Origin of the sequence: Bradyrhizobium sp. U531 (assembly GCF_051710265.1) — a bacterium.
Taxonomy (GTDB): domain Bacteria; phylum Pseudomonadota; class Alphaproteobacteria; order Rhizobiales; family Xanthobacteraceae; genus Bradyrhizobium.
On the sequence record NZ_JASVEN010000001.1, the window covers coordinates 1,829,044 to 1,852,619 of the forward strand.

Here is a 23,576-nt window from a genome sequence, read left to right on the forward strand (position 1 = left end):
CGACCGCCCCCCTACCCCCTCTTCTTGACGTCCTTGACGTTGGTGAACTCGATGCCCTCGGCGCGCTCCTTGGTATAGCCGAGATAAAATTCGTTCCGCGCCAGATAAACGGGATCACCGTCGACGTCGTCGGCGATGCTGGAGGTATTGGCGGCGAGGAAGGTGTCGAGCTTCTTGCGGTCCTCCGAGGCAACCCAGCGCGCGAGCTGGAACTCGCTCACCTCGAACTCGACCGGCAGCGAATATTCCGCCTCGAGCCGCGCCTTGAGCACGTCGAGCTGCAGCGCGCCGACAACGCCGACCAGTGCCGGGGCGCCGTCGCGCGGGCGGAACACCTGCACCACGCCCTCTTCCGACATCTGCTGCAGCGCTTCCTTCAGCTTCTTCGCCTTCATCGCGTCGGTGAGACGGACGCGGCGGACGATTTCCGGCGCGAAGCTCGGCACCCCGACGAAGTTGAAATCCTCGCCCTCGGTCAGCGTGTCGCCGATGCGCAGCGTGCCGTGATTGGGGATGCCGACGACGTCGCCGGCGAAGGCCTCGTCCGCGACGGAGCGGTCCTGGGCGAAGAAGAATTGCGGGCTCGACAGCGGCATGCTCTTGCCGGTGCGCACGAGCTTGGCCTTCATGCCGCGGCTGAGCTTGCCGGAGCAGAGGCGCGCAAAGGCGATGCGGTCGCGATGGTTCGGATCCATGTTGGCCTGGATCTTGAACACGAAGGCGCTCATGCGCGGATCGGTGGCCTCGACCTTGCGCTGGTCGCTGTCCTGCGCGCGAGGTTCGGGCGCGAACTTGCCGAGGCCTTCGAGCAGATCGCCGACGCCGAAATTGCGCAGCGCGCTGCCGAAATAGACCGGAGTCAGATGGCCTTCGCGGAAAGCTTCGAGCTCGAACGGTTTTGACGCTTCGGTGACGAGCTCGAGCTCGTCCTTCACCGCCGATGCGTCGAGATTGGCGTTGAGCTTGGCAAGCTCGGCGATCTCGATTTGCTGGGCAGCGCCGGTCTTGGCGCCGCCACCTTCGAGCAGACGCACACCGCCATTGATGACGTCATAGGTGCCGAGGAAGTCGCGGCCGCGGCCGACCGGCCAGGTCATCGGCGTGGTGTCGAGCGCCAGCGTCTTCTCGATCTCGTCGAGCAGCTCGAACACGTCGCGGCTCTCGCGGTCCATCTTGTTGATGAAGGTGATGATCGGGATATCGCGAAGACGGCACACCTCGAACAGCTTTCGGGTGCGCGCCTCGATGCCCTTGGCGGCGTCGATCACCATGACGGCGGAATCGACCGCCGTCAGCGTGCGATAGGTGTCTTCCGAAAAGTCCTCGTGGCCCGGCGTGTCCAGGAGGTTGAAGACGAGCCCCTCGAACTCGAAGGTCATCACCGAGGTCACGACAGAGATGCCGCGCTCGCGCTCGATCTTCATCCAGTCCGAGCGCGTGTTGCGCCGCTCGCCCTTGGCCTTGACCTGACCGGCAAGGTTGATGGCGCCGCCGAACAGCAGCAGTTTTTCGGTCAGCGTGGTCTTGCCGGCGTCCGGATGCGAGATGATCGCAAAGGTGCGCCGCCGCGCCACTTCGGCCGCAAGCGGGGAACGGGCCGGCGATTCGGCTGTGGTGGTGGCGATGTCGGACATGGCGGCAGCGTGTGGCAGGGAAAACGGGCCTGATCAAGCCTCATTTGGTGATTGCGAGGCCTTCCGGCCAGCCCCATATCGGCCTTGGCCATACTGGCCTTGGGGGAGGACGACCTCCCCGCCCATCAGCATGTCAGCCGCGGGGACGCCCCTGCCTTGAATGGAGGGTCGTCATGGCCTGGAGCATCCTGTTCGTCGCTGGTCTTCTCGAGATCACCTGGGCCATCGGCCTGAAATACACGGAAGGGTTCAGCAGGCTCGTTCCGTCCGTGATCACGCTCACGGCCATGGCCGGCAGCGTCATCCTGCTCGGCCTCGCCTTGAAATCGCTGCCGGTCGGAACCGCCTATGCGGTCTGGACCGGGATCGGCGCGGTCGGTACCGCGACACTCGGCATTATCCTGTTCGGGGAGCCGGCCACGGCGCTCCGCCTTGCCAGCATCGGGCTGATCGTCGCCGGGATCGTCGGGCTGAAGCTGGTTACTTGACGAAAATCGTGACGGCCCACCAGGTCAGCGCCGCGACGATGGCCGATGCCGGCATCGTAATGACCCAGGCATAGACGATCGAACTGGCGACGTTCCAGCGCACCGCCGAGAGGCGGCGGGCGGCGCCGACGCCGACGATCGCGCCGGTGATGGTGTGGGTGGTCGACACGGGAACCCCGAGGAACGTCGCCATGAACAGGGTGGCGGCGCCGCCGGTTTCCGCGCAAAAACCCTGCATCGGCGTCAGCTTGGTGATGCGCAGGCCCATGGTGCGGACGATGCGCCAGCCGCCCATCAGCGTTCCCATCGCCATCGCCGCCTGGCACGAAAGCACCACCCAGAACGGTACGAAGAATTCGCCGCCGAGATGGCCCTGCGAATAGAGCAGCACGGCAATGATGCCCATGGTCTTCTGCGCGTCGTTGCCGCCATGGCCGAGCGAATAAAGCGAGGCGGAGGCGAATTGCAGGATGCGGAAGGCGCGGTCCACCGCAAAGGGCGTGGATCGTACCGACGCCCAGGACACGATCGCAACCAGCACCATCGCCAGCAGGAACCCGACGAGCGGCGACAGCACGATTGCAATCACCGTCTTGGACAATCCGCTCCAGACCGTCGCGGAGATCCCGGCTTTGGCCACGCCCGCACCGAACAGCCCCCCGATCAGCGCGTGCGACGACGAGGACGGGATGCCGAGCGCCCAGGTCACCAGGTTCCAGACGATGGCCCCGACCAGCGCCGCGAAGATCACCTGGGCGTCGACGATCGCGGGATCGATGATGCCGGTGCCGATGGTCTGGGCGACGTGCAGCCCGAACACCATGAAGGCGACGAAATTGAAGAACGCGGCCCAGAACACCGCGAATTGCGGCCGCAGCACGCGGGTCGAGACGATGGTCGCGATCGAATTGGCGGCGTCGTGCAGGCCGTTCAGGAAGTCGAACAGCAGCGCGACGGCGATCAAGCCGACCAGGACGGGAAGACCGAGCGCAGCGTCCACAGCAGCCCTGCCCTACACTTGCTCGATGACGATGCTGTTGATCTCGTTCGCAACGTCGTCGAAGCGATCGGCCACCTTCTCCAGATGGTCGTAGATCTCGACGCCGACGATGAAATTCATCGCGCTGCCTTCGCGGTGCTTGAGGAACAGCTCCTTCAGGCCGATGTCATGGAGGTCGTCGACGCGTCCCTCCAGCTTGGTCAGCTCTTCCGTGATCGCGGTCAGCATGGCGACGTTCGGGCCGATCGACTGCATCAGCGGCAGCGCGCGTCCCACCAGATTGGCGCATTCGATCAAGAGCCCGCCGATCTCGCGCATCGGCGGCTCGAAGGTGCGGACTTCGAACAGCATCACGGCCTTGGCCGTCTGCTGCATCTGGTCGATGGCGTCGTCCATCGAGGTGATCAGGTTCTTGATGTCGCCACGATCGAACGGGGTGATGAAGGTGCGGCGCACCGCCGTCAGCACCTCACGGGTGATGTTGTCGGCGTCGTTCTCGAACTGGTTGACGCGCTGGCAATAGACCGGCGTCTCCTCACCCCCGTTCAGCACGCCCTGCAGCGCGATCGCGCCCTGGATCACCGTCTGGGCATGGCGGTCGAACAGGTCGAAGAACCGTTCTTCCTTGGGCAGGAACGCGCGAAACCATCGCATCATGAGGAAAGGCTACCGGTTGGAAATGGCCCGGCCCGAACGGGCCGTCATGAAACTGTCATAGACCATTTTCGATCCGCGTGCGTGTCATCTCACGCCCGCGGAGCCGGATCATCCACCGGATTATCGCGCCAGCGAAACTGGCGCGATATCAATAATTTAGAGCGAGCGCCGGAAGTAATGCGCGATTTCGCCGATGACGCCGCGACGGAAGGTGAGCACGCAGATCACGAAGATCGAGCCCTGGATCACCGTCACCCACTGGCCGAACCCGGCAAGATATTGCTGCATGGCGATGATCACGAAGGCGCCGACCACGGGGCCGAAGATGGTACCGAGGCCGCCGACCAGCGTCATCAGCACGACCTCGCCCGACATCGACCAATGCACGTCGGTGAGCGAGGCGTTCTGCGCCACGAACACCTTCAGCGCACCGGCGAAACCGGCCAGCGTGCCGGACAGGACGAACGCCAGGAACTTGTACTGGTCGGTGCGGTAACCGAGGGAGATGGCGCGCTGCTCGTTCTCGCGGATCGACTTCAGCACCTCGCCGAACGGCGAGTTGATGATGCGGAAGATCAGCAGGAAGCCGGCGAGGAAGCCGACCAGCACGACGTAATAGAGCACCGTCGGCTTGGAGAGATCCAACACACCGAACATGCGTCCCTGCGGGATGCCCTGGATGCCGTCCTCGCCATGGGTGAAGGGCGCCTGGAGATAGATGAAGTAGAGCAGCTGCGACAGCGCCAGCGTGATCATCGAGAAATAGATGCCCTGCCGGCGGATCGAGATGTAGCCGGTGATGAGCGACAGGCCGAACGCGGCCGCGATCCCGACGAGGATGCCGAGTTCAGGTGGCAGCGCCCACACTTTCAGCGCATGCGCGCTGCAATAGCCGGCGGTGCCCATGAACATCGCGTGGCCGAACGACAGCAGACCACCATAGCCGATCAGGAGGTTGAAGGCGCAGGCGAGCAGCGCAAAGCACAGCGCCTGCATCACGAAGAACGGGTAGACGCCCGTGAATGGCACCGATGCCAGCAGCAGCGCCATCACCACGAAAACGATCATCTCGTCGCGCATCGCGCGCGGGGTTGCCGGAATCGTGTCGTCCGTCAGGGTTGTCATATCAGGCCGCCCTTCCCGTCAGTCCCGTTGGCTTCACCAGGAGCACCAGCACCATCAGCACGAAGACGACGGTGTTGGAGGCCTCCGGGTAGAAATATTTGGTCAGGCCCTCGATCACACCGAGCGCGAAGCCGGTAATGATGGAGCCCATGATCGAACCCATGCCGCCGATCACGACCACCGCGAACACGACGATGATGAGGTCGGCGCCCATCAGCGGCCGCACCTGGTTGATCGGCGCCGACAGCACGCCGGCGAGCGCGGCAAGGCCGACGCCGAGGCCGTAGGTGAGCGTGATCATGCGCGGCACGTTGATGCCGAAGGCGCGAACCAGCGTCGGGTTTTCCGTGGCGGCGCGCAGGTAGGCGCCGAGCTGGGTCTTCTCGATCAGGAACCAGGTGGAAATGCACACCACCAGCGAGAAGATGACCACCCAGCCGCGATAGATCGGCAGGAACATGAAGCCGAGATTCATGCCGCCCTTGAGCTGGTCCGGAATGGCGTAAGGCAGGCCGGAGGAGCCGAAATAGTTCTGGAACACGCCCTGCACAATCAGCGCGATGCCGAAGGTGAGCAGCAGGCCGTAAAGGTGGTCGAGCCCGGTCAGCCATTGCAGCATGGTCCGTTCCAGGATCATGCCGAAGATGCCGACGATGATGGGGGCCAGCAGCAGCGCCCACCAATAGTTGATGCCGCCGAGATTCAGCAGGAAATAGGCGACGAAGGCGCCCATCATGTAGAGCGCGCCGTGGGCGAAATTGATGATGTTGAGCATGCCGAAGATCACGGCGAGCCCGAGACTGAGCAGCGCGTAGAACGAGCCGTTGATCAGTCCCACCAGTAGCTGAGCGTATAGAGCCTGCATCGATCCCGCACCCGGTCCCTTCGGCGTTCACTTGAAAGTCGCCCGCAGGCCTTGAAGGCCTGCGGGCCGTTATCTTACTTCTTGAGCAGCGGGCACTTGCTCTCGGACAGCGGCGTGAACGCCTGATCGCCCGGCACCGTGCCGACCAGCTTGTAGAAGTCCCACGGTCCCTTGGACTCCGAGGGCTTCTTCACCTCGAACAGATAGGCGCTGTGGATGGTGCGACCGTTGGGCTGGATCTCGCCCTTGCCGAACAACTCGTCCTCGGTCGGCATCGACTTCATCTTCTCGACGACCTTGACGCCGTCATGAGGATTGCCGCCCAGCGCTTCGAGCGCCTTGAGGTAATGACGCACGCCCGCATAGACGCCGGCCTGCACCATGGTCGGCATCGCGCCGTTCTTCATCTTCTCGCCGAAGCGCTTGGAGAACGCCCGGGTCTGGTCGTTCAGGTCCCAATAGAACGTCTCGGTGAAGTTGAGGCCCTGTGCCGTCTCGAGGCCGATCGCCTTGACGTCAGTGAGGAAGAGCAACAGCGCGGCAAGCTTTTGACCGCCCTTGCCGATGCCGAACTCGGCCGCCTGCTTGATCGTGTTGGTGGTGTCGCCGCCCGCATTGGCAAGGCCGATGATCTTGGCCTTGGACGCCTGCGCCTGCAGCAGGAAGGAGGAGAAGTCCGGCGTGTTCAGCGGATGCTTGACGCCGCCGACCACCTTGCCGCCGTTGGCGGTGACGACCGCGCTGGTATCGCGCTCGAGCGCGGCGCCGAAGGCGTAGTCCGCGGTCAGGAAGAACCAGCTGTCGCCGCCCGCCTTCACCAGCGCCTGGCCGGTGGTGTGGGCCAGCATGTAGGTGTCGTAAGTCCAGTGCACGGTGTTGGGCGAGCACTGCGCGTTGGTGAGATCCGAGGTCGCCGCGCCCGAGTTGATGTAGACGCCGTTCTTTTCCTTGATGACGTTGTTGACGGCGAGCGCCACGCCGGAATTCGGCACATCGACGATGATGTCGACCTTGTCGACGTCGAACCACTGCCGCGCGATCGCGGTGCCGATGTCGGGCTTGTTCTGGTGATCGCCGGAGATGATGTCGATCTTCCAGCCCTTCGCGGCGAGGCCGGAATCCTCGACGGCCATCTGCGCGGCGAGCGTCGAACCGGGACCGCCGAGATCGGCATAGAGACCGGACTGATCGGACAGCGCACCGATCTTGATGGACTTGTCCTGTGCGGAGGCAACGCCTGCAGCGGCGAAGGTCAGCGCGGTGGTCAGCAGCAACGATGCAATCGACTTGGTCTTCATGCAACTTTCCTTTTTGAATTTTCTCGTTGGCAGTTTAGACGCCGAGATAGGTGTGGAGCTTGTCCATATTGGCGGCAAGCTCGGCATTGGAAAACCCGTCGATGATCTTGCCGTGCTCGACCACGTAGTAGCGGTCGGCGACGGTGGATGCGAAACGGAAATTCTGCTCGACGAGGAGGATCGTGAAACCCTCCTTCTTGAGCCGCGCAATGGTGTGGCCGATCTGCTGGATGATGACGGGCGCAAGGCCCTCGGTCGGCTCGTCCAGCATGAGGAAGCTCGCGCCGGTACGCAGGATGCGCGCGATTGCGAGCATCTGCTGCTCACCGCCGGAGAGCTTGGTGCCCTGGCTGTTGAGACGCTCCTTCAGATTCGGAAACAGGTCGAAGATCTGCTCGAGCGGCAATCCGCCCTTACGGATCACCGGGGGCAGCAGCAGGTTCTCGCGCACGTCGAGACTGGAGAAGATGCCCCGCTCTTCCGGGCAGAATGCGATGCCCATGCGCGCGATCTTGTCGGAGGTCGCGCGGATGATGTCCTGGTTGTTGAACTTCACCGAGCCGGTACGCTTGCCGATGATGCCCATGATCGACTTCAGCGTGGTCGTCTTGCCGGCGCCATTGCGCCCGAGCAGGGTGACGACCTCGCCCGCGTTCACGTCGAAATTGATCCCGTGCAGGATGTGGGACTCGCCATACCATGCTTCGAGGTTGCGGACTTGAAGGATGTTTCCGCCGGTCGCAGCCTTGGCCGGAGCCTCGGCGATCGCTGTGTCAGGCATGACCGGCTCCCAGGTAAGCTTCCTTGACGCGCTCGTCCTTGGTGAGCTCGGAGTAATGGCCCTGCGCCAGCACCTGGCCGCGCGTCAGCACGGTGATGATGTCGGAGAGATTGGCCACGACACTCAGATTATGCTCTACCATCAGGATGGTATATTTCGCGGAGATGCGCTTGATCAGCGCCGCGATCTTGTCGATGTCCTCGTGGCCCATGCCGGCCATCGGCTCGTCCAGCAGCATCATCTCCGGGTCGAGCGCGAGCGTGGTTGCGATCTCCAGTGCGCGCTTGCGTCCATAGGGCATCTCGACCGCGGGCGTGTTGGCGAATTCGCTAAGGCCGACGTCGTTGAGCAATTCGCGCGCGCGATCGTTGAAGCGGTTGAGAACCGACTTGGAGCGCCAGAAATCGAACGAAGAGCCATGCTGGCGCTGAAGCGCGACGCGAACGTTCTCCAGCGCGGTGAGATGCGGAAATACCGCCGAAATCTGGAACGAACGAACAAGCCCCATGCGCGCCACGTCGGCGGGCGCCATCGCGGTGATGTCCTGCCCCTTGTACAGGATTTTTCCGGCAGACGGTTTGAGGAACTTGGTCAGAAGATTGAAGCAGGTCGTCTTGCCGGCCCCGTTCGGGCCAATCAACGCATGAATGCTGCCACGGCGAACCTTGAGCGCAACGTCGCGGACGGCGAAGAAACCCGCGAACTCCTTGGTCAAGCCTTCCGTTTCGAGAATAAACTCATCGGCCAAACAGATTTCCCCCTGCCCGCGCTAGATGCGTGGCTATCCTTGTTGCTTCGACTTTCCGGAGGCCCTGGATCAAATCCATGGAGCCTGGCCTTGGAGCCACTCCTCGGAGCCCGTCCGGAACGCCCTCTCCGGGCGCGGAATATGCCGGAGGTGACGGGGGTTAGGCAAGGCGGAAAGCTGAGCAGATCAGGGTCTCCGGCTGGGATACAAATGCTCCCTTAGTCGGAGTGGTCGATGTCGTGCCTGCCCGGCCTCCCGGTTCGCAAAGGCACCGGTCATCAAGTCGTCGTTAACGGTCTTTCGTTCCCCGCGCCAGCCTTCATAGAAAATTTTCCCGCAACTGGCATGATGCATGGGTTTTGACGTTCCGGGAATATTGTCTTGGATTTCGCCAGCGCCGCTCCTTCCGTCGTCAAGTCGATCAGGCAGCGTGATCTGCTGAACACGTGGCTGCGACTCTATGCGCGCGAGCAGATCGCGCCGGCGGTCTGGGAGTATCAGCCCGCAAGGCTCGAGGAAGAGCTGTCCGATCTCATCTATTACACGGTGGACGCGTCGACGCCGGTGCCACGTCTCACCATCCAGAGCGAAAACACGCGCATCTCGCGCGCCTACGGGCATACCGGCAAAGGCGTGCTGCTCGACGATTATCTCGGACCGAGAATCGCGCCCTATGTGATGCCGATCTATTACGAATGCGTGGCGCGCGGGCTACCCGTCTACAGCGTTGCCGACGTCGACGACATCTACGGGCGCATCGTCGCCTATGAACGGCTGCTGCTGCCGTTCCAGGCCGGCGGCAAGGTCTGTCACGTCATCGCCTCGGTGAAGACGTTCTGCGAGGACGGCGGTTTCGAGATCAAGAATCTGATGCGCGGAAATGACGCGCTGCCGCGCCCGAAGTTGCGCGTCGTGATCGACCACGACCTGTTTCACCGGGCGCCCGGCCGCATCGCGGCGGCCGACGTGGTCGAGTTTGCGGACCAGCCGGATCCCGGCCTCCCCACCGAGATCATCGAACTGAACTAGCGGTTAGCGCGATTTGGCGCCGACTTCCTTGGCATAGATTTCCGGCTTGAAGCCGACCAGCAGCTTGCCGCCGATTTCCAGCACCGGCCGCTTGATCATCGATGGTTGCGCTAGCATCAAGGCCAGCGCCTTCTTCTCGGTGACGCCCTCCTTGTCGGCATCGGGCAGCTTCTTGAAGGTCGTGCCGGCGCGATTGAGCAGCGTCTCCCAGCCGACCTTGTCGCTCCACTGCTTGAGCTTGTCCTTCTCGACGCCCGCCGTCTTGTAGTCGTGGAATTCATACGCGACGCCATGCGTGTCGAGCCAGGCCCGCGCCTTCTTCATGGTGTCGCAGTTCTTGATGCCGTAGATGATGTTGGGCACAACCAGTTCCTCGCGCATGCGTGATGCTTCGGCTGCGGCGTTGTACGAAACTCCGCTTCGCGCGACAATATTGCGAACGACGCCAACTCGCCGAACGGACATCCCATGCACGTCACGCACGATCCTGCGGCCGCCGCCGCGCCGACCATCGCCTTCAACGACTTCCTCGCGGTCGATATCCGCGTCGGCACGATCGTCGACGCCAAGCCGTTCCCCGAGGCGCGCAAGCCGGCGTTCCGGCTGTGGATCGACTTTGGACCCGCGATCGGCGTGCGCAAGAGCTCGGCCCAGATCACCGAGAACCATCCGCTCGAGACATTGGTGGGACAACAGGTCGCCGCTGTCGTCAATTTCCCGCCGCGTCAGATCGGGCCCGTCGTGTCGGAAGTGCTGACGCTGGGTTTTCCCGATGCCGACGGAAAGGTCGTGCTGGTGCAGCCGAGCAAGCCCGCGCCGAACGGCGGGCGCCTGTTCTAGAACATAGGGGTCTCGGGTCTGTTCGATGGCCGGCGCGGGCGAACCGCCGGCTTGACCGAAGCCTTGCATCGAATTAAAATGACTGATTGATCGTTTTTTATTTGTCTTGCAGTTGATCACGCCGTTGCGCGGCACAAGTGCAAAACGATCGACCAGTCAGTTATTTGGGAAGGCCACGATGCCCAAGATCAGCGACAAGCAGCGTGAAAGCCGGCGGCAGCAGATCCTCGAGGCCGCCCTCGCCTGTTTCGCCGAGGATGGTTTTCACCAGACCGGCATGGCCGACATCGTCAAGCGATCCGGCCTGAGCCACGGCGCGGTCTATCTCTACTTCCAAAGCAAGGACGATCTGATCGCGGCGCTCGCCGACGACCGGCATCGCCGCGAAGCCGTGCTCAACTCGGTCGCGCAAGGGTCGGGCGACCCGATCGAAGGACTTCACGCGCTGGTGCGCGTCTATGCGCAATGGCTCACCGACCCCGCAGGCGAGGCACGGCGCCGTGTCGGCATCCATGGCTGGGCCGAGGCCCTGCGCAACCGCCGCGTCCGCACCAGCGTGGTCGAAGGCATCGACATGCCGCGCGCTTTGATCGTGGCACTGGTGGAGCGCGGCCAGCATGACGGCCTCATCAAGCGCGATCTCGGCGCGGACGCCGTCGCACGGGTGCTGATCGCGATCTTCCAGGGCTTCGTGCTGCAAAAGTGCTGGGGCGAGGACGTCGACGTCGAGGCCTGCATGGCGACCGTATCCGCCGTGATCGAGGGCTTTCGCACGGCGAAGACCGCCAGCAGGCGGCGAACCAGGACGTAGGCGATGTCCGGGATTCACGACCTCCTCGCCGGTGGCGGCGTCGGCCTGATCGCCGGACTGGCATCGGGCTTTACGGGCACCAGCCCGGGCGGCGGTCTCGTGATCTTCTCGGTACTGCTGCTCGGGGCGGGGCAGCACGTTGCCCAGGGCACCTCGCTGATCGCTCAACTTCCTCCGACGGGTCTCGCCGGCATCCGACGCTACTGGCAAAACGGCAATCGCAGCCCCTTGCCGTGGATCGTGTGGATCGGCCTCGGATCTCTGATCGGCGGCGCCGGCGGCGGTTATGCCGCAACCGCGGTGTCCGACTCCGTCCTGCAATGGACCTATGTCGCTTATCTCGTCGCGCTGATCGCACTGTTGTTGCTGCGCCGCGACCGCAAGGACGGCAGCCACGAGGCCGACGCCCGCGATGAGCTTCACTGGCTGCCCCTGCTCCTGATCGGCACGGTTGCCGGTTTTTCCTCCGGTTTCATGGGGATCGGCGGCCGCCTTGCGATCACCGTCGGCCTCGCCGCCGGACTGCGCGTGCCGCAACACCAGGCGCAACTCGTCAGCCTCGTCTTCTCGGTGATCCCGACCAATCTTCCGGCGGCCTGGATCTATGGCAGCAAGGGGCTCGTGGTCGGCTGGCCGGCCGTTATCGGCATTCTCGCCGGCCTCTGGATCGGCACCGACCTCGGCGCGCGCATGGCCAACGGCGTCAGTCGGTCGGTGCTTCGCCGGGCCATGATCGCGCTCGTCTCGCTGATGGCGGTCTACATGACCACCAAGGCGCTGACCTGATCCTAGGGCCGCTGCGGAATGTTCAGCCCCCGCTGCACCGCCGGGCGCGCAAGACCCCGCTCGAGCCAGGCTCCGACCGATTTGAACTGGGTGAACGCGACGAGATCGCCGGCCTCATAGAAGCCGTTCAGGTTGCGCACCCAGCCGAGCATGGAGATGTCGGCGATGGTGTAGTCGTCATCCATGAACCATTGCCGGCCGGACAGATGCGCGTCCATCACCCCGAGCAGGCGTTTGGCCTCGGCGACGTAGCGGTCACGAGGCCGCTTGTCCTCGAAATCCTTGCCGGCGAATTTGTGGAAGAAGCCGACCTGGCCGAACATGGGCCCGACGCCGCCCATCTGGAAATGCAGCCATTGCAGCGTCTGGTAACGCCGAGCGGCATCCGCGGGCAGGAACTTGCCGGTCTTCTCCGCGAGATATTGCAGGATCGCCCCGGACTCGAACAGCGGCAGTGGCTTGCCGCCGGGACCGCTGGGATCGAGGATCGCCGGAATCTTGCCGTTCGGATTGAGCGAGACAAACTCAGGCGTCTTCTGATCGTCCTTGCCGAAATCGACCAGATGCACCTCGTAGGGCAGCCCGGTCTCCTCCAGCATGATCGAGACCTTGACGCCGTTCGGCGTCGGCAGGGAGTAGAGCTGAAGCAGCTCGGGATGCTTGGCAGGCCAGCGCCTGGTGACGGGAAAGACGGACAGATCGGACATCGGCACTCCGGCAAGCGTTCGTGAGATGCCGCCTAATCTAGGCGGGCGAACGAACGGCGCAAGGCCGACAAACGGTCTGGAAGATCGCGGGGAAGCGGGAACGAGCGGCAATACGCTCGAAACGTCTAGAGCGGCAGCGTTGCGACCCTGACGACCGGGGTCGTGGTTTCATGCTGCAGTCGATACTGGATGAACCATTGGCCCGTGACCAGCAGCACGGCCGTAAAGGCAATCGCGAGCGTCGCGGTCGCCCATTGGCAGACATCGTCCATGGCATTTGTCCCTCCACACTGTGGCGTTAAACGCCCGCTCATGGGCCGTGTTCCTCCCGCGCAGGAATATTTTGCCAGTTTTTCCCGTTCCTGGGACCAACGGGCATCTTGCGCGTTGTGATGGAATGAACATCGAGAAACGCGCCCTGCTCGACCACGCCCAGCGCTGTCGCCGCGTTGCGGAGGACCTCACCCATCGCGAAGCCGCGCGACGGCTGTGCGCCATGGCAGATGCATACGAAGCAAGAGCAGCGAGACTGGACGACGAGGATCGCTCTTCAACGCTCCTCCATTACTTCCGCCGCGACCTCGCCGGTCCAAGCGATCGGCAAGAGTGATCCGGTCAGTAGTTGATCTCCATCCGCAGTCCACGCGGATCGAGATCGTCTCCGCCGACGCGCTGCGTGCTGTCGCGCGCTGCGACCGCACAGGCGCAGGCGTCGATGAGATCGTCGCGGCCGATACCGGTGCCGTGGCGAAGCGTCAGCCATCGCTCGATCTCAGCGAAGCCGCGATCTCGCAGCAGCGCGATGCGCTGCTCGCGGCCGCGCGGTGAGGTCTTCGGTTCAAGCCGCATTTGCCCCGCGAGATTCCAGAAGATCAATTCCGGATGCGCTTCGCCGATCGTCGCTTGCCGCGCTGGCGTCATGGCCTCGTCCACCTCCCGCATCTTGTCCCTGATATTCCAGAGCTGCGCCGAGACGCCCCTGCCCTTACCTTCATGCGTCCAGTAGTGGCGATTGGCTGATGCCATGTCAGGAAATGTCCAGAGATCGCGGCGCGCACCGAGAAACACGGCGGGACCAACCAGCTCACGCGCGCGCAGGTCGCATTCGCGATATCCGCGCACGTTCAATCCGATCGGCATGTCGATCATCGCGCGCGCGTGCGGCATCGCAAGCAGGCGCGTCAGTCCCGGCGAATAGTCGAAGCCGTGATCGCCGTTTTCGTCGATCCACGCTGCAACCCAGCCGAAGCGAAATCCATCGAGACCGAGATAGTTCAGCACGTGATCCTTCCGCGTCTTGTCATCTTCACACGCGCATCGCTTGACATCCGCAGGTTGCGGGCGTATGTCCCGCGGCCTCGCGAACATTTCCGTCCGCGAAAACCATGAACCCAGTGATGAAGCACAGCTACGAAAGATTTGCGCGACTGTCGAATGGCCTACGGCCAATCGATTGCGCACGCCCGGCTCATGGGAGCGATCTTGCCTGACCGCAAGATCGACAGTCCGCTTCTCACGGACCCTCCCGAGCCTGCCGCTCCGGAGGGTTTTTTGTTGCCCGCCGCGCGGCCCCACCGAACGACCCGGCCATGGCCGGAACGAGAGACCCGGATCTCGGGGCTCGCGCTGGAGAGGCGCGTGCCCAAGCGCGCGGGGCCTGCCGGAGGGAACGAGGCGATGAGCCGGACACCGATGGCAGAGCGAACCCTGATGGTTCGCAACATGCGGCGCGTCGACAGCGCCGCGATCAAATTTTTCTAACTCGGTTTGTCGCGCTCGTCGCGGCTCAACCGACGCTGGTGGTGAAGATGTCGGATACTTCCTCCACGGCTATGCGGGTATGCCTCCCGCCTTTGACACACGCACCGGGATGCGGCCTCGGAAAAGGTACGCACGCGGCCCGGCGCAGGATCCGCCCGCAAGGACAGGTCCTGTGTTGTCGTCACTGAAAGCCGATATCGCCCGTTCCCCAGCGTACCCCACAATGGCCGATGCGAGAGCATCGGCCTGGCGGTGGTGAAGATGTCTGTTACTTCGTGGTGAAGGCGCGAAAGCGCCGAGCAGGTTCGAACCCTGCGCGCCGAAAGGCGGATGGCCCGCAAGGGCAGCAACAGCATCGCCCGTTCCCCGCCACCCCCATCACGGTCCGTGGTGAAGATCGCTGTTACTTCGACTGTTAATCGAGAGGTCGCGGGTTCGAATCTCGCCCGGTGTAGTGTGCACCGGTAGCTCAGTGGATAGAGCGCTACCTGGCCTGCAGGGTAAGCTGCAGGCCGGGGTCTCAGCATCGCCTGTTCCCGGATCGTGTCTGTCTCGTCCCCACCGCCGGTGGTGAAGAGCGCTGTTACTTCGGATCGCAATGTCGAAGGTTCGACTCCTTCCGGACGAAAGTCCGTAGCTCAGCGGTAGAGCATGTGACTAGCCCGCAAGGGCGTTTCAGCCTCGCTCGTTCCCCGGCACCCTTTTTCATTTTCCCCATCAACCAGAGGAGGCCGTCATGGTCAGGCTCAACAAGATCGTTCGCGCCTTCACGCGGGAGGGCGCCCGCGCGGTGCGCTTCACGCCCGAGATGGAGCTGAAGCGCGCGCTGATGAACTGCCTCCTGTGGGAGGACCAGTTCTACGAGGACGGCGTGTCCATCGCCGACCGCATCAAGGCGCTCGTGCCGAAGGTCGCGCCCGCCAAGGTCGCGCAACTCGCGAGCGAGGCGCGCGAGGTGATGAAGCTGCGGCACGCGCCGCTGCTCGTCATCCGCGAGATGGCGCGGAGCGAAAAGCACCGCGCCCTCGTTGCCGATACGCTCTATCAGGTGATCCAGCGCCCCGACGAGATGACGGAGCTGCTCGCGATCTACTGGGCGGATGCGCTCGGCCCCATGCAGCAGCGCAAGCGTCAGCCGGTCTCCGCGCAGGTCAAGAAGGGCCTTGCCCGCGCGCTGACCAAGTTCGACGCCTACCAGCTCGCCAAGTGGGACCGCGACGGTGCGGTGCGGATCAGGGACGTGCTGTTCCTGGTGCACGCCAAGCCCAGGGATGCCGACCAGGCCAAGGTGTGGAAGCAGCTCGTCGATGGCGAGCTCGCCTCCCCCGACACCTGGGAGGTTTCGCTCTCTGCCGGCAAGAACAAGCGCGAGACCTTCGAGCGGCTGATCGCCGAGCGCAAGCTCGGCGGCCTGGCGCTCTTGCGTAACCTGCGGCTGATGCAGGCTGCGCAGGTCCCGCGCGAGACCATCGCAGGCGCGATCGAGGCGATGCGGACGGATCGTATCCTTCCCTATCGCTTCATCACGGCGGCGCGCTATGCGCCGGACTTCGAGCCCGAGCTCGAGGCTGCGATGCTGAAGTCGGTCAAGGACCATGTGCGGCTCCCGGGCCGGACGCGGCTCCTGATCGACGTGTCGGGCTCGATGTTCGATCGCCTCTCCGCGCAGTCGGAAATGACGCGCGCGGAGGCGGCGTGTGGTCTTGCCATTCTTGCCCGAGAGATCTGCGACGAGGTCGAGATCTTCACCTTCAGCGACAAGGTCGTGAAGGTCCCGCCTCGCCGCGGCTTCGCGCTGCGGGACGCGATCATCGGTTCGCAGCCGCATGGCGGGACCTATCTCGGCAAGGCAGTGAAGGAGATCGACCGCAAGGGCGATCGCCTCATCGTCTTCACCGACGAGCAGAGCCACGACCAGGTGCCCGAGCCCAGGGCGCGCGGCACCATGGTCAACGTGGCCTCGTATCAGCACGGTGTCGGCCACGGCGCCTGGACCCGCGTCAACGGCTTCTCCGAGGCCGTGGTCGCGTGGATCGCGGCGTCGGAAACGGCATTGAACTGATGCGCAACAACAACGGCCCCGGACGCACGCGCCCGGGGCCTTCAAAATCTCTGAAATGATCCGCTCGTCCCTTCTATAGTGCGCGCGGAATGACAAGGACTTACGACCATGCGACGACCCGATCCCTACATGGAACGCGCCCGCGAGCTCTGCCTCGCCGCCGGCGTCGATCCCGACTCGCGCGTCGGCGAAGGACGCGGCCAGCCCGCCTGGTGCCTGTACAAGGACGCCGCGCGCAAGGAGCATCTCGCCCGCGAGGCCAATGCGACCGCGAGCTCAATCGCCGAGTTCCGGATGCAGGACGCCCGCTTTGCGAACGCGCCGCTGAAGATCTTCGGCCCGCACGAGGATTCGACGATCGCGCAGATGCGCAACTGCATGGCGGTCGGCAACGTCGTGTCCGGCGTGATCTGCGCCGACGGCCATCTCGGTTACGCCCAGCCTGTCGGCGGGGTCATCGCCTATGAGAAGCAGATCAGCATCTCCGGCGTCGGCTTCGACATCGGCTGCGGCAACATGGCGGCCCGGCTCGACATGCGGTTCGAGGATATCGCGGGCCGCGTTCCCACCATCATCCGCGACGTCGCCAGGACGATCTCGTTCGGCGTCGGCCGTGCCAACGCCGAGCGGGCCGAGCACGATCTGTTCGACGACGGCGATGCCTGGCGCGAGAGCGACATGGAGTCGTACCGCCCCAAGGCGGTGAGCCAGCTCGGCACCGTCGGATCGGGCAATCACTATGTCGACCTCATGCGCGACGAGGAAGGCTTCGTCTGGATCGGCGTCCACTTCGGAAGCCGCGGTCTCGGGCACACCTTCGCGACGCGCTACCTCAAGGCCGCCGGTGGCAAGGACGGCATGAACGTCCCGCCCGCCGTGGTCGACGAGGACAGCGAGCTTGGCCGCCGCTACATTGCGGCGATGCAGCTCGCCGGGCGTTACGCCTATGCGGGCCGCGAGTGGGTCGTCGAGCGCGTTCGCCAGATCATCGGCGGCAGCGTCACCGAGAGCGTGCACAACCACCACAACTATGCCTGGCGTGAGACCCACGACGGGCGAGATCTGTGGGTGGTGCGCAAGGGCGCGACCCCGGCGTTTCCCGGCCAGAGGGGATTCGTCGGCGGCTCCATGGGCGACGATGCCGTCATCCTCGAAGGCGTCGACAGCCCGGAAGCCAGGGCCTCGCTCTACTCGACCGTGCACGGCGCAGGCCGCCTGTTCGGGCGACGAGAGGCGAAGCGCCGCTTCTCGCGCGCGGAGATGGACCAGTGGCTCAACGAGCGCGGCGTCACCTTGATCGGTGCCGACCTCGACGAGAGCCCGATGGCCTATCGCCGCCTGCCGGACGTGCTGGCGCAGCATGCCGGCACTGTAAAGGTGCTGCACACGCTGCGGCCGTTCGCCGTCGCCATGGCCGGCGAAGGCGAGTTCGATCCGTGGAAGGACTGACACGAACCGCGGGCGGGAGGCATTGCCCCCCGCCCGCAACTCCTATGCTTTTCCGTCGCCGCGATGCCGCTCGAACAGGCGCTGCGCCAGCAGCGCGTGGCCGAGCGTGCCGCCGGCACGAACCGCTGCCGCGATCAACGCGGCTTCCGCCGATTCCTCGCGCGTGGCCCCTGCTTTCGCCGCCTGCGCCGTATGCACGTCGAGGCAATAGGCGCATTGCGTGGTCAGCGCGACCGCAAGCGAGATCAGCTCGCGATATTTCGGCGGGATCAAGCCGTCCTTGCGTTCGACCGCATGGTTGAACGCAAGGAACGCATTGGCCTCGACCGGCGCGAGCGCGATCAGGGCCGGGACCGATTTCAGATCGTCAGGGTTTTGATAATCGGTCATGGCTCATCTCGTCAGATATTCGCGCATCAAGGCGCGGGCGCGGTGCAGGCGCGCCTTGACGGTCTGCCGGGTCGCGCCGAGTGCTTCGGCGATTTCGTCGATGGTCATCTCCTTGACGTCGCGCATCAGCGCGACATCGCGGTAATGCGGCGGCAGCGCCTCGAACGCCGCGGCCACGTCGAGCCGCAGATCCGCTTCGGGGCGCGACAGCCATGCGGCTTCCGCCTCCCCCGCATCGGCAGCCGGTGCGAGGCCCGCCTTGCGCGCAAGCCGCAGGCATTCGCGGCGAACCACGCTGAACAGCCAGGCCGAGAACGCCAGCAGCGAGCGGATCGTGCCGACGTGGCGGAACAGGATCCACAGCGCCTCTTGCGTCGCGTCCTCGGCATCTGCCGAGCTGCGGCAGGTCGCTCGCGCATAGCGGCGGATGTCCGGCTGCGCCGTCTCGAGCAGCGAGGCGATCGCATGGGAATCGCCGAGCCGCGCCGCCTCGAACAGCCCTGGTGAGATTGCAGCCGCGCTCACGACACGCCCCCTCGTCCGATACCAGCCACCGCGCACATCGGACAATAGCCGACGAGGCCGGTCAGCGCGAAGCCGGCGCCGCTGAGCGCCACCAGCCAGGCCGCAGCGCCGGTGAGATAGACAAATGCGGCGATCGCCACCGCAATCCCCGCAGCAATCCGCACCGCCTGGTGCAGGCCGCCGATGTTCTTCCTGTAAAATGCCATCGCATCCTCCGTCATAGACCGAGGCAAAGTGCCTCGACTACCAAGAGGAGGTGCCGGCCGAAAAGGATTCGCGGCCGACGCTCTTTTTTCGCGGGTCAGCTCCCGACGGCCTGATAGGCCAGGCGCTTGAACTCGAAGTAGAACGGATTCCAGAAGCCCATATGGCGCTGGGCCATCAGGACACCTGCGGTATTGGCCTCCGGGCAGATCCACCAATGGGTGCCGGCCAGCCCACCCCATTGGAATTCGCCGGTCGAATTCGGCGGATCGAACGGCGCCGGCGCGAAGGTGACGGCACCGCCGAGGCCAATTCCCTTGCCGGGGATCGGGCCGAGATTGGCAAAGCGGATGGTCTGCCCTGCGGGCAGCTGGTTCGTCATCATCTGCCGCAGCGTGTCCGGCTTGAGCAGGGTGTCCGACCCCGGCAGCAGCGCGCGGATCATTGCGAGCATGTCCGGCAGGGTCGAGACCAGACCGCCACCGCCCGAGAGCCGCGGGAACGGCCGTCGATAGGCTTGCGGAAACGGCACATTGTCGTCGCGGGTCAGGCCTGGCTTCGTGGGATCGAGCGCATCGGCGCCTTTGTAGAGCGCGACCAGCCTGCCCTGCTGGGCCTCCGGCACATGGAAACCCGTATCGGTCATGCCGAGAGTATCGAAGATGCGCGCCTTGAGGAAGGCATCGAGGGGTTTGCCCGAGACGACCTCTACCACGCGGCCGAGCACGTCGGTGGCAACAGAATATTCCCAGGCCGTGCCGGGATGATAGGACAGCGGCAGATCGGCGAGCTTGTCGATCATGTCGGTGAGCGGCGTCAGCGGATTGAGCACGCGCGCGTCATTGTAGCCTTTGAACAGCACCGTGCCGGGATCGAAGATGCCGTAGCTCAGGCCCGCGGTGTGAGTCAGGAGCTGACGGATCGTGATCGGGCTTTTGGCCGGCTCGACGTCGGCAAGGCTCGCAGCGCCTTGCTTCAGCACCTTGCGATTGGCGAGTTGCGGCAGGAACTTCTCGATCGGGTCATCGAGCCCGATGCGGCCCTCCTCGACCAGCAGCATGATCGCGCAGGTGACGAAGATCTTGGTGTTGGAGAAAGCGCGGAAGATGTGGTCGGGCCGCAGCGCAATGTTCGCCTCGCGATCGGCAAAGCCGACACATTGCTGATCGACCACCTCGCGCCCGCGCAACACCGCCCAGGATACGCCGGGAATGATCTCCTGATCGACGTAACGCTGCATCGCCGTCCGCACGGCGGAAAAATCGGTCGTTCTGGCGTCCATGTGTTTCCCCCAAATTCTGGTTGGGACGGATATAGCGAATATTCGGAGGAAATGAAGGGCGCTCGGAGAGCGCCTATCCTTCCCTCATGAACGCCGTCACGTACAGCCGACGCCTGATCCGCATGCCCTGCCGCTGGTAAAGCGCGATGGCCGAATTGTTGTTCGAGAACACGTGCAGGAACGGACTTTCGCCGCGCGCCTCGATCCGTCGCGCCACCGCCGCGAGCAGCGCTTGCGCATAGCCGCGGCCGCGATAATCGGGGTGCACGCAGACCGCCGTCATCTCGACGAACCGCCCCGGCTTCATCCGCTCGCCCGTCATCGCGACCAGCTCGCCGCCGGCGCGGATGCCGAGGAAGGTGCCGAGCTCATGGGTGCGCGCAGCGAACGGTCCGGGCTTGGTCAGCTCGACCAGCGCCGTCATGGCAGGCACGTCGGCCGGCCCCAGCGTGACGATCTCGGCATCGCGCAGCGGACTGTCGGCGGGCGAGCCGATCATCTGCTCGCCGGTCTCGGCCAGCACGACCTTGAAACCGGCGGGCATCTCGACCGGCTCCGGGGTGAACAATGCGGCGACCTGCGTCCCCGACAGGAGATCGCGGAGCGCGGCAAAGCTCGCCGCGGACATGGCGGCCATATCGGCGAACGGCGTCATGTCGACGGGATAGCGCCGCGCGAGCGGGCCACCCTCGGCCAGATGCTTGTGGCTGGTCGTCAACGCGCTCCAGATCGGATGATCCAGCAGCGCCTCATCGCTGTGGGACACCGGCCTAGTCCTTGTCGAAGCTGACGATGACGGCGGCGTTGGCGATGAGGATGGGATCGTTGGCGACCTCCGTGGCCGAGGGGATCTCCAGCCCGCCCTTCACCGCGGTAACGGTCACGGTGCCGTAAGGCAGCTCCTTGGCGACGGCCTCCTTGTCCACCGCTTCGGGATTGGGCACGCCGATGGTGACGTCGACGAACATGTCGTTCGCGGTCTTGCCGATCATCCGGAAGAAGCCCAGGCTCGAATGCCGGATCGCATCCGACACCGCCCGCTTCGCCGCCTTGGTGGCGTCGCGGCCGTGGACGTCGACGCCCATGCCCATCTCGGTGACACAACGAATGCGGGTCATTTCATATTCCTGTGGTTGGTGGAGTACTTGCAAGTGTCGGCGATCAGGAGGCGCGAGACAAGTGTTCCTCTCGTGTCCCGGACGCGCTGCAACGCTCTTGCGTTGCTGCGCAGAGCCGGGACCCAGGAGACCGCAGAGCTCACTGGTGCATGGGCCCCGGCTCTGCAGCGCACCGCCAAAGAGGCGCTGCGCAGCGTCCGGGGCACGAGGCCGATGATCTCACCCCTTCGCCTTCTCATGCGCCCGCAGCTCGTCGACCAGCACGCGCACGTTCTCCGAATAGTCGATGGGGATCACGACCAGGTGCACGCCGCCCTCCCTAAACGCGGCGTCGAGCGTCGGGCCAAAGCTGTCGATGCTCTCGATCCGGTGGCCCTTGGCGCCATAGGCCTTGGCGTACTGGACGAAGTCCGGATTGCCGAAGGTCATGCCGTAGTCAGCAAAATGATCGACGGCCTGCTTCCAGCGGATCATGCCGTAGGCATTGTCTTCCAGCACCAGCACGACGAGGTTGAGCTTGAGGCGGACTGCGGTCTCCATCTCCTGGCTGTTCATCATGAAGCCGCCGTCGCCGGCGACCGCGAGCACGCGGCGATCGGGATACAGCATTGCGGCCATCATCGCCGACGGCAGGCCGGCGCCCATGGTCGCCAGCGCATTGTCGAGCAGCAGCGTGTTGGCAACGCGCGTGCGATAATTGCGCGCGAACCAGATCTTGTACATGCCGTTGTCGAGCGCGACGATGCCGTTCTCCGGGATCACCTGGCGGATGTCGTGCACGATGCGCTGCGGCGTCGGCGGCCAGCGTGCCTCGGTGGCGCGGTCGGCGATATGGCCAAGGATTTCCTCCCTGAGCGGCAGCAGCGCCGCCGCCTGTGGCAGCTTGCCTTCGAGCCGATCGGCGAGCAGCTCCAGGCTCGGACCGACATCGCCGACGACCTCGGCGTCCGGAAAATAGACCTGCTCGACGCTGGCCGACGTGTAGCTGACGTGAATGACCTTCGGCCCCGACGGTCCCATGATGAAGGGCGGCTTCTCGATGGGGTCGTGACCGATCGCGACGATCAGGTCGGCGGCGTCGATGGCATCATGGACATAGTCGCGCTCGGACAGCGCGGCGGTGCCCATATAGAGATTGGTGCCGCCAGGCACGGTGCCCTTGCCCATTTGCGTCGTGAAGAACGGAATGCCGGTGCGCCGCACGAAGCTTGCGATGCCGTGGGTCGAGCGTGGCCGGCTGGTCGCCGCGCCCATCATCACCAGCGGGCGCCTTGCAGCCATGATCATCTCGGCGGCACGGTCGAGCGCGGCGCGATGGGCGACCGGGATCTCGATCGGATGCACCGGGATCGCCGGCGCCGCCGTCACCTCGTCGCCGGCGATGTCCTCGGGCAGCTCGAGATGCACCGGGCCCGGTCGCTCCTCCATCGCGACACGAAAGGCATCGCGCACCACGGTTGGAATGCTGGAGGCGCTGACGATCTGGCGTGACAGCTTGGTCAGCGGCTTCATGGTCGCGACCACGTCCACGATCTGGAAGCGGGCCTGCCGGCTGCTCATGATCGGCTTCTGCCCGGTGATCAGGATCATCGGCATCGCGCCGAGATGCGCATAGGCCGCGCCCGTGGACAGGTTGAGCGCACCGGGGCCGAGCGTCGAGAGGCAAACACCGGGCTTGCCGGTCAGCCGCCCATGCGTGGCAGCCATGAAGGCCGCGGCCTGCTCGTGACGGGTCAGCACCAGCTCGATCCTGGAGGTGCGCAGCGATTCGACGAGATCGAGATTTTCCTCACCGGGGATACCAAAGATCCGATCGACACCCTCGTTCTCCAGCGCCGCGACAAACAGGTCCGATCCTTTGACTTTGGGTTCCTGTCCGCTCATGTCGCCTCCGCCTGCTGTTGTGCTCCCGTGTTCCGGGAACGGCTGCATCGTAGCGATATGCGGCCTCAGCACAATTCACAAAGCGGCGCGCTTGCATCAACGGCGTCCATGCGAGCGCAGCGACGCGTTGCG

Annotated in this window: 28 protein-coding genes and 1 tRNA gene; 10 read left to right on the forward strand and 19 right to left on the reverse strand. The window is 64.5% G+C overall.

Annotated elements, in window-relative coordinates:
* Positions 1–11: 11 nt before the first annotated feature.
* The gene (locus QRQ56_RS09025) at positions 12–1,634 is read right to left on the reverse strand and encodes a peptide chain release factor 3 (RefSeq protein WP_438739186.1); all 1,623 of its coding nucleotides are present in this window, start codon (positions 1,632–1,634) and stop codon (positions 12–14) included.
* Positions 1,635–1,807: 173 nt separating this feature from the next.
* Here QRQ56_RS09025 and sugE point away from each other — a divergent pair, with 173 nt between their 5' ends.
* Entirely contained in the window at positions 1,808–2,122 is a 315-nt protein-coding gene (sugE, locus tag QRQ56_RS09030; RefSeq protein WP_438739187.1) for a quaternary ammonium compound efflux SMR transporter SugE, read from the forward strand.
* Here the strand turns inward: sugE and QRQ56_RS09035 are convergent.
* The 7 genes from QRQ56_RS09035 to QRQ56_RS09065 all read right to left on the reverse strand — a co-directional run bounded on the left by QRQ56_RS09035 (position 2,115) and on the right by QRQ56_RS09065 (position 8,596).
* Complete coding sequence (locus tag QRQ56_RS09035; protein WP_438739188.1) at positions 2,115–3,122, reverse strand: inorganic phosphate transporter; 1,008 nt, start codon at positions 3,120–3,122, stop codon at positions 2,115–2,117. The genes sugE and QRQ56_RS09035 overlap by 8 nt on opposite strands.
* 12 nt (positions 3,123–3,134) lie before the next feature.
* On the reverse strand, positions 3,135–3,779 hold the full coding sequence (locus QRQ56_RS09040) for a DUF47 domain-containing protein (protein ID WP_438739189.1): 645 nt from the start codon (positions 3,777–3,779) through the stop codon (positions 3,135–3,137).
* A gap of 156 nt (positions 3,780–3,935) precedes the next feature.
* On the reverse strand, positions 3,936–4,904 hold the full coding sequence (locus tag QRQ56_RS09045) for a branched-chain amino acid ABC transporter permease (RefSeq protein ID WP_438739190.1): 969 nt from the start codon (positions 4,902–4,904) through the stop codon (positions 3,936–3,938).
* Position 4,905: 1 nt separating this feature from the next.
* Positions 4,906–5,769, reverse strand: coding sequence for a branched-chain amino acid ABC transporter permease (locus QRQ56_RS09050; protein ID WP_438739191.1), 864 nt, complete (start codon positions 5,767–5,769; stop codon positions 4,906–4,908).
* A gap of 74 nt (positions 5,770–5,843) precedes the next feature.
* Positions 5,844–7,067, reverse strand: coding sequence for an ABC transporter substrate-binding protein (locus tag QRQ56_RS09055; protein ID WP_438739192.1), 1,224 nt, complete (start codon positions 7,065–7,067; stop codon positions 5,844–5,846).
* Between the two features lie 34 nt (positions 7,068–7,101).
* Positions 7,102–7,848, reverse strand: coding sequence for an ABC transporter ATP-binding protein (locus tag QRQ56_RS09060; RefSeq protein ID WP_438739193.1), 747 nt, complete (start codon positions 7,846–7,848; stop codon positions 7,102–7,104).
* Positions 7,841–8,596 carry an ABC transporter ATP-binding protein gene (locus QRQ56_RS09065; protein WP_008551999.1) on the reverse strand — a complete coding sequence of 252 codons (756 nt, stop codon included), beginning with the start codon at positions 8,594–8,596 and terminating at the stop codon, positions 7,841–7,843. Before QRQ56_RS09065 ends, QRQ56_RS09060 begins: the two co-directional genes overlap by 8 nt.
* A gap of 381 nt (positions 8,597–8,977) precedes the next feature.
* Between QRQ56_RS09065 and QRQ56_RS09070 the strand changes: the two genes are divergently transcribed.
* Entirely contained in the window at positions 8,978–9,625 is a 648-nt protein-coding gene (locus QRQ56_RS09070; RefSeq protein ID WP_438739194.1) for a hypothetical protein, read from the forward strand.
* A 3-nt stretch (positions 9,626–9,628) separates the two neighbouring features.
* Here QRQ56_RS09070 and QRQ56_RS09075 read toward each other — a convergent pair whose 3' ends face one another.
* A complete protein-coding gene (locus QRQ56_RS09075) occupies positions 9,629–9,988 on the reverse strand; it encodes an ArsC family reductase (RefSeq protein WP_438740123.1) in 360 nt (119 codons plus the stop codon).
* Positions 9,989–10,093: 105 nt separating this feature from the next.
* Here QRQ56_RS09075 and QRQ56_RS09080 point away from each other — a divergent pair, with 105 nt between their 5' ends.
* From QRQ56_RS09080 to QRQ56_RS09090, 3 genes are all read left to right on the forward strand, one after another.
* Complete coding sequence (locus QRQ56_RS09080; RefSeq protein WP_438739195.1) at positions 10,094–10,465, forward strand: tRNA-binding protein; 372 nt, start codon at positions 10,094–10,096, stop codon at positions 10,463–10,465.
* Between the two features lie 178 nt (positions 10,466–10,643).
* Positions 10,644–11,276, forward strand: coding sequence for a TetR/AcrR family transcriptional regulator (locus QRQ56_RS09085; protein ID WP_438739196.1), 633 nt, complete (start codon positions 10,644–10,646; stop codon positions 11,274–11,276).
* Between the two features lie 3 nt (positions 11,277–11,279).
* Positions 11,280–12,062 carry a sulfite exporter TauE/SafE family protein gene (locus QRQ56_RS09090; RefSeq protein WP_438739197.1) on the forward strand — a complete coding sequence of 261 codons (783 nt, stop codon included), beginning with the start codon at positions 11,280–11,282 and terminating at the stop codon, positions 12,060–12,062.
* A 2-nt stretch (positions 12,063–12,064) separates the two neighbouring features.
* Here the strand turns inward: QRQ56_RS09090 and QRQ56_RS09095 are convergent, their stop codons facing one another.
* Together QRQ56_RS09095 and QRQ56_RS09100 are read right to left on the reverse strand one after the other, a co-directional pair.
* Positions 12,065–12,769 carry a glutathione S-transferase N-terminal domain-containing protein gene (locus tag QRQ56_RS09095; RefSeq protein WP_438739198.1) on the reverse strand — a complete coding sequence of 235 codons (705 nt, stop codon included), beginning with the start codon at positions 12,767–12,769 and terminating at the stop codon, positions 12,065–12,067.
* A gap of 125 nt (positions 12,770–12,894) precedes the next feature.
* Entirely contained in the window at positions 12,895–13,041 is a 147-nt protein-coding gene (locus QRQ56_RS09100; RefSeq protein ID WP_438739199.1) for a hypothetical protein, read from the reverse strand.
* Positions 13,042–13,166: 125 nt separating this feature from the next.
* Between QRQ56_RS09100 and QRQ56_RS09105 the strand changes: the two genes are divergently transcribed.
* The gene (locus tag QRQ56_RS09105; RefSeq protein WP_438739200.1) at positions 13,167–13,379 is read left to right on the forward strand and encodes a hypothetical protein; all 213 of its coding nucleotides are present in this window, start codon (positions 13,167–13,169) and stop codon (positions 13,377–13,379) included.
* A gap of 5 nt (positions 13,380–13,384) precedes the next feature.
* Here the strand turns inward: QRQ56_RS09105 and QRQ56_RS09110 are convergent, their stop codons facing one another.
* Positions 13,385–14,050, reverse strand: a complete 666-nt coding sequence (locus QRQ56_RS09110) for a DUF429 domain-containing protein (RefSeq protein WP_438739201.1) — start codon at positions 14,048–14,050, stop codon at positions 13,385–13,387.
* 153 nt (positions 14,051–14,203) lie between these two features.
* On the opposite strand from QRQ56_RS09110, the gene QRQ56_RS09115 reads away from it, so the two are divergent.
* From QRQ56_RS09115 to QRQ56_RS09130, 4 genes are all read left to right on the forward strand, one after another.
* Positions 14,204–14,530: a hypothetical protein gene (locus tag QRQ56_RS09115; protein ID WP_438739202.1), complete on the forward strand. Its 327-nt coding sequence runs from the start codon at positions 14,204–14,206 to the stop codon at positions 14,528–14,530.
* Between the two features lie 461 nt (positions 14,531–14,991).
* Positions 14,992–15,158 (forward strand) — tRNA-Arg (locus QRQ56_RS09120).
* Positions 15,159–15,266: 108 nt separating this feature from the next.
* Positions 15,267–16,592, forward strand: a complete 1,326-nt coding sequence (locus tag QRQ56_RS09125; RefSeq protein WP_438739203.1) for a TROVE domain-containing protein — start codon at positions 15,267–15,269, stop codon at positions 16,590–16,592.
* A gap of 108 nt (positions 16,593–16,700) precedes the next feature.
* Entirely contained in the window at positions 16,701–18,041 is a 1,341-nt protein-coding gene (locus QRQ56_RS09130) for an RtcB family protein (RefSeq protein ID WP_438739204.1), read from the forward strand.
* A gap of 42 nt (positions 18,042–18,083) precedes the next feature.
* Here QRQ56_RS09130 and QRQ56_RS09135 read toward each other — a convergent pair whose 3' ends face one another.
* From QRQ56_RS09135 to QRQ56_RS09165, 7 genes are all read right to left on the reverse strand, one after another.
* Positions 18,084–18,431, reverse strand: coding sequence for a carboxymuconolactone decarboxylase family protein (locus tag QRQ56_RS09135; protein ID WP_438739205.1), 348 nt, complete (start codon positions 18,429–18,431; stop codon positions 18,084–18,086).
* Between the two features lie 3 nt (positions 18,432–18,434).
* On the reverse strand, positions 18,435–18,956 hold the full coding sequence (locus tag QRQ56_RS09140; RefSeq protein ID WP_438739206.1) for an RNA polymerase sigma factor: 522 nt from the start codon (positions 18,954–18,956) through the stop codon (positions 18,435–18,437).
* Positions 18,953–19,162, reverse strand: coding sequence for a YgaP family membrane protein (locus tag QRQ56_RS09145; protein ID WP_438739207.1), 210 nt, complete (start codon positions 19,160–19,162; stop codon positions 18,953–18,955). Before QRQ56_RS09145 ends, QRQ56_RS09140 begins: the two co-directional genes overlap by 4 nt.
* Positions 19,163–19,257: 95 nt before the next feature.
* A complete protein-coding gene (locus tag QRQ56_RS09150; protein WP_438739208.1) occupies positions 19,258–20,442 on the reverse strand; it encodes a serine hydrolase domain-containing protein in 1,185 nt (394 codons plus the stop codon).
* A gap of 73 nt (positions 20,443–20,515) precedes the next feature.
* Positions 20,516–21,208 carry a GNAT family N-acetyltransferase gene (locus QRQ56_RS09155; protein ID WP_438739209.1) on the reverse strand — a complete coding sequence of 231 codons (693 nt, stop codon included), beginning with the start codon at positions 21,206–21,208 and terminating at the stop codon, positions 20,516–20,518.
* Positions 21,209–21,212: 4 nt separating this feature from the next.
* Positions 21,213–21,560: a Lin0512 family protein gene (locus QRQ56_RS09160; RefSeq protein WP_128262042.1), complete on the reverse strand. Its 348-nt coding sequence runs from the start codon at positions 21,558–21,560 to the stop codon at positions 21,213–21,215.
* A gap of 219 nt (positions 21,561–21,779) precedes the next feature.
* Positions 21,780–23,444 carry an acetolactate synthase large subunit gene (locus tag QRQ56_RS09165; protein WP_438739210.1) on the reverse strand — a complete coding sequence of 555 codons (1,665 nt, stop codon included), beginning with the start codon at positions 23,442–23,444 and terminating at the stop codon, positions 21,780–21,782.
* Positions 23,445–23,576 lie beyond the last annotated feature (132 nt).

Bases quoted from the DNA above. Each gene is read 5' to 3' on its own strand.
- QRQ56_RS09025 (WP_438739186.1), bottom strand. From the start codon at position 1,634: ATGTCCGACATCGCCACCACCACAGCCGAATCGCCGGCCCGTTCCCCG.
- sugE (WP_438739187.1), top strand. From the start codon at position 1,808: ATGGCCTGGAGCATCCTGTTCGTCGCTGGTCTTCTCGAGATCACCTGG.
- QRQ56_RS09040 (WP_438739189.1), bottom strand. From the start codon at position 3,779: ATGATGCGATGGTTTCGCGCGTTCCTGCCCAAGGAAGAACGGTTCTTC.
- QRQ56_RS09045 (WP_438739190.1), bottom strand. From the start codon at position 4,904: ATGACAACCCTGACGGACGACACGATTCCGGCAACCCCGCGCGCGATG.
- QRQ56_RS09050 (WP_438739191.1), bottom strand. From the start codon at position 5,769: ATGCAGGCTCTATACGCTCAGCTACTGGTGGGACTGATCAACGGCTCG.
- QRQ56_RS09055 (WP_438739192.1), bottom strand. From the start codon at position 7,067: ATGAAGACCAAGTCGATTGCATCGTTGCTGCTGACCACCGCGCTGACC.
- QRQ56_RS09060 (WP_438739193.1), bottom strand. From the start codon at position 7,848: ATGCCTGACACAGCGATCGCCGAGGCTCCGGCCAAGGCTGCGACCGGC.
- QRQ56_RS09080 (WP_438739195.1), top strand. From the start codon at position 10,094: ATGCACGTCACGCACGATCCTGCGGCCGCCGCCGCGCCGACCATCGCC.
- QRQ56_RS09085 (WP_438739196.1), top strand. From the start codon at position 10,644: ATGCCCAAGATCAGCGACAAGCAGCGTGAAAGCCGGCGGCAGCAGATC.
- QRQ56_RS09090 (WP_438739197.1), top strand. From the start codon at position 11,280: ATGTCCGGGATTCACGACCTCCTCGCCGGTGGCGGCGTCGGCCTGATC.
- QRQ56_RS09095 (WP_438739198.1), bottom strand. From the start codon at position 12,769: ATGTCCGATCTGTCCGTCTTTCCCGTCACCAGGCGCTGGCCTGCCAAG.
- QRQ56_RS09100 (WP_438739199.1), bottom strand. From the start codon at position 13,041: ATGGACGATGTCTGCCAATGGGCGACCGCGACGCTCGCGATTGCCTTT.
- QRQ56_RS09105 (WP_438739200.1), top strand. From the start codon at position 13,167: ATGAACATCGAGAAACGCGCCCTGCTCGACCACGCCCAGCGCTGTCGC.
- QRQ56_RS09115 (WP_438739202.1), top strand. From the start codon at position 14,204: ATGGCCTACGGCCAATCGATTGCGCACGCCCGGCTCATGGGAGCGATC.
- QRQ56_RS09125 (WP_438739203.1), top strand. From the start codon at position 15,267: ATGGTCAGGCTCAACAAGATCGTTCGCGCCTTCACGCGGGAGGGCGCC.
- QRQ56_RS09130 (WP_438739204.1), top strand. From the start codon at position 16,701: ATGCGACGACCCGATCCCTACATGGAACGCGCCCGCGAGCTCTGCCTC.
- QRQ56_RS09135 (WP_438739205.1), bottom strand. From the start codon at position 18,431: ATGACCGATTATCAAAACCCTGACGATCTGAAATCGGTCCCGGCCCTG.
- QRQ56_RS09145 (WP_438739207.1), bottom strand. From the start codon at position 19,162: ATGGCATTTTACAGGAAGAACATCGGCGGCCTGCACCAGGCGGTGCGG.
- QRQ56_RS09150 (WP_438739208.1), bottom strand. From the start codon at position 20,442: ATGGACGCCAGAACGACCGATTTTTCCGCCGTGCGGACGGCGATGCAG.
- QRQ56_RS09160 (WP_128262042.1), bottom strand. From the start codon at position 21,560: ATGACCCGCATTCGTTGTGTCACCGAGATGGGCATGGGCGTCGACGTC.
- QRQ56_RS09165 (WP_438739210.1), bottom strand. From the start codon at position 23,444: ATGAGCGGACAGGAACCCAAAGTCAAAGGATCGGACCTGTTTGTCGCG.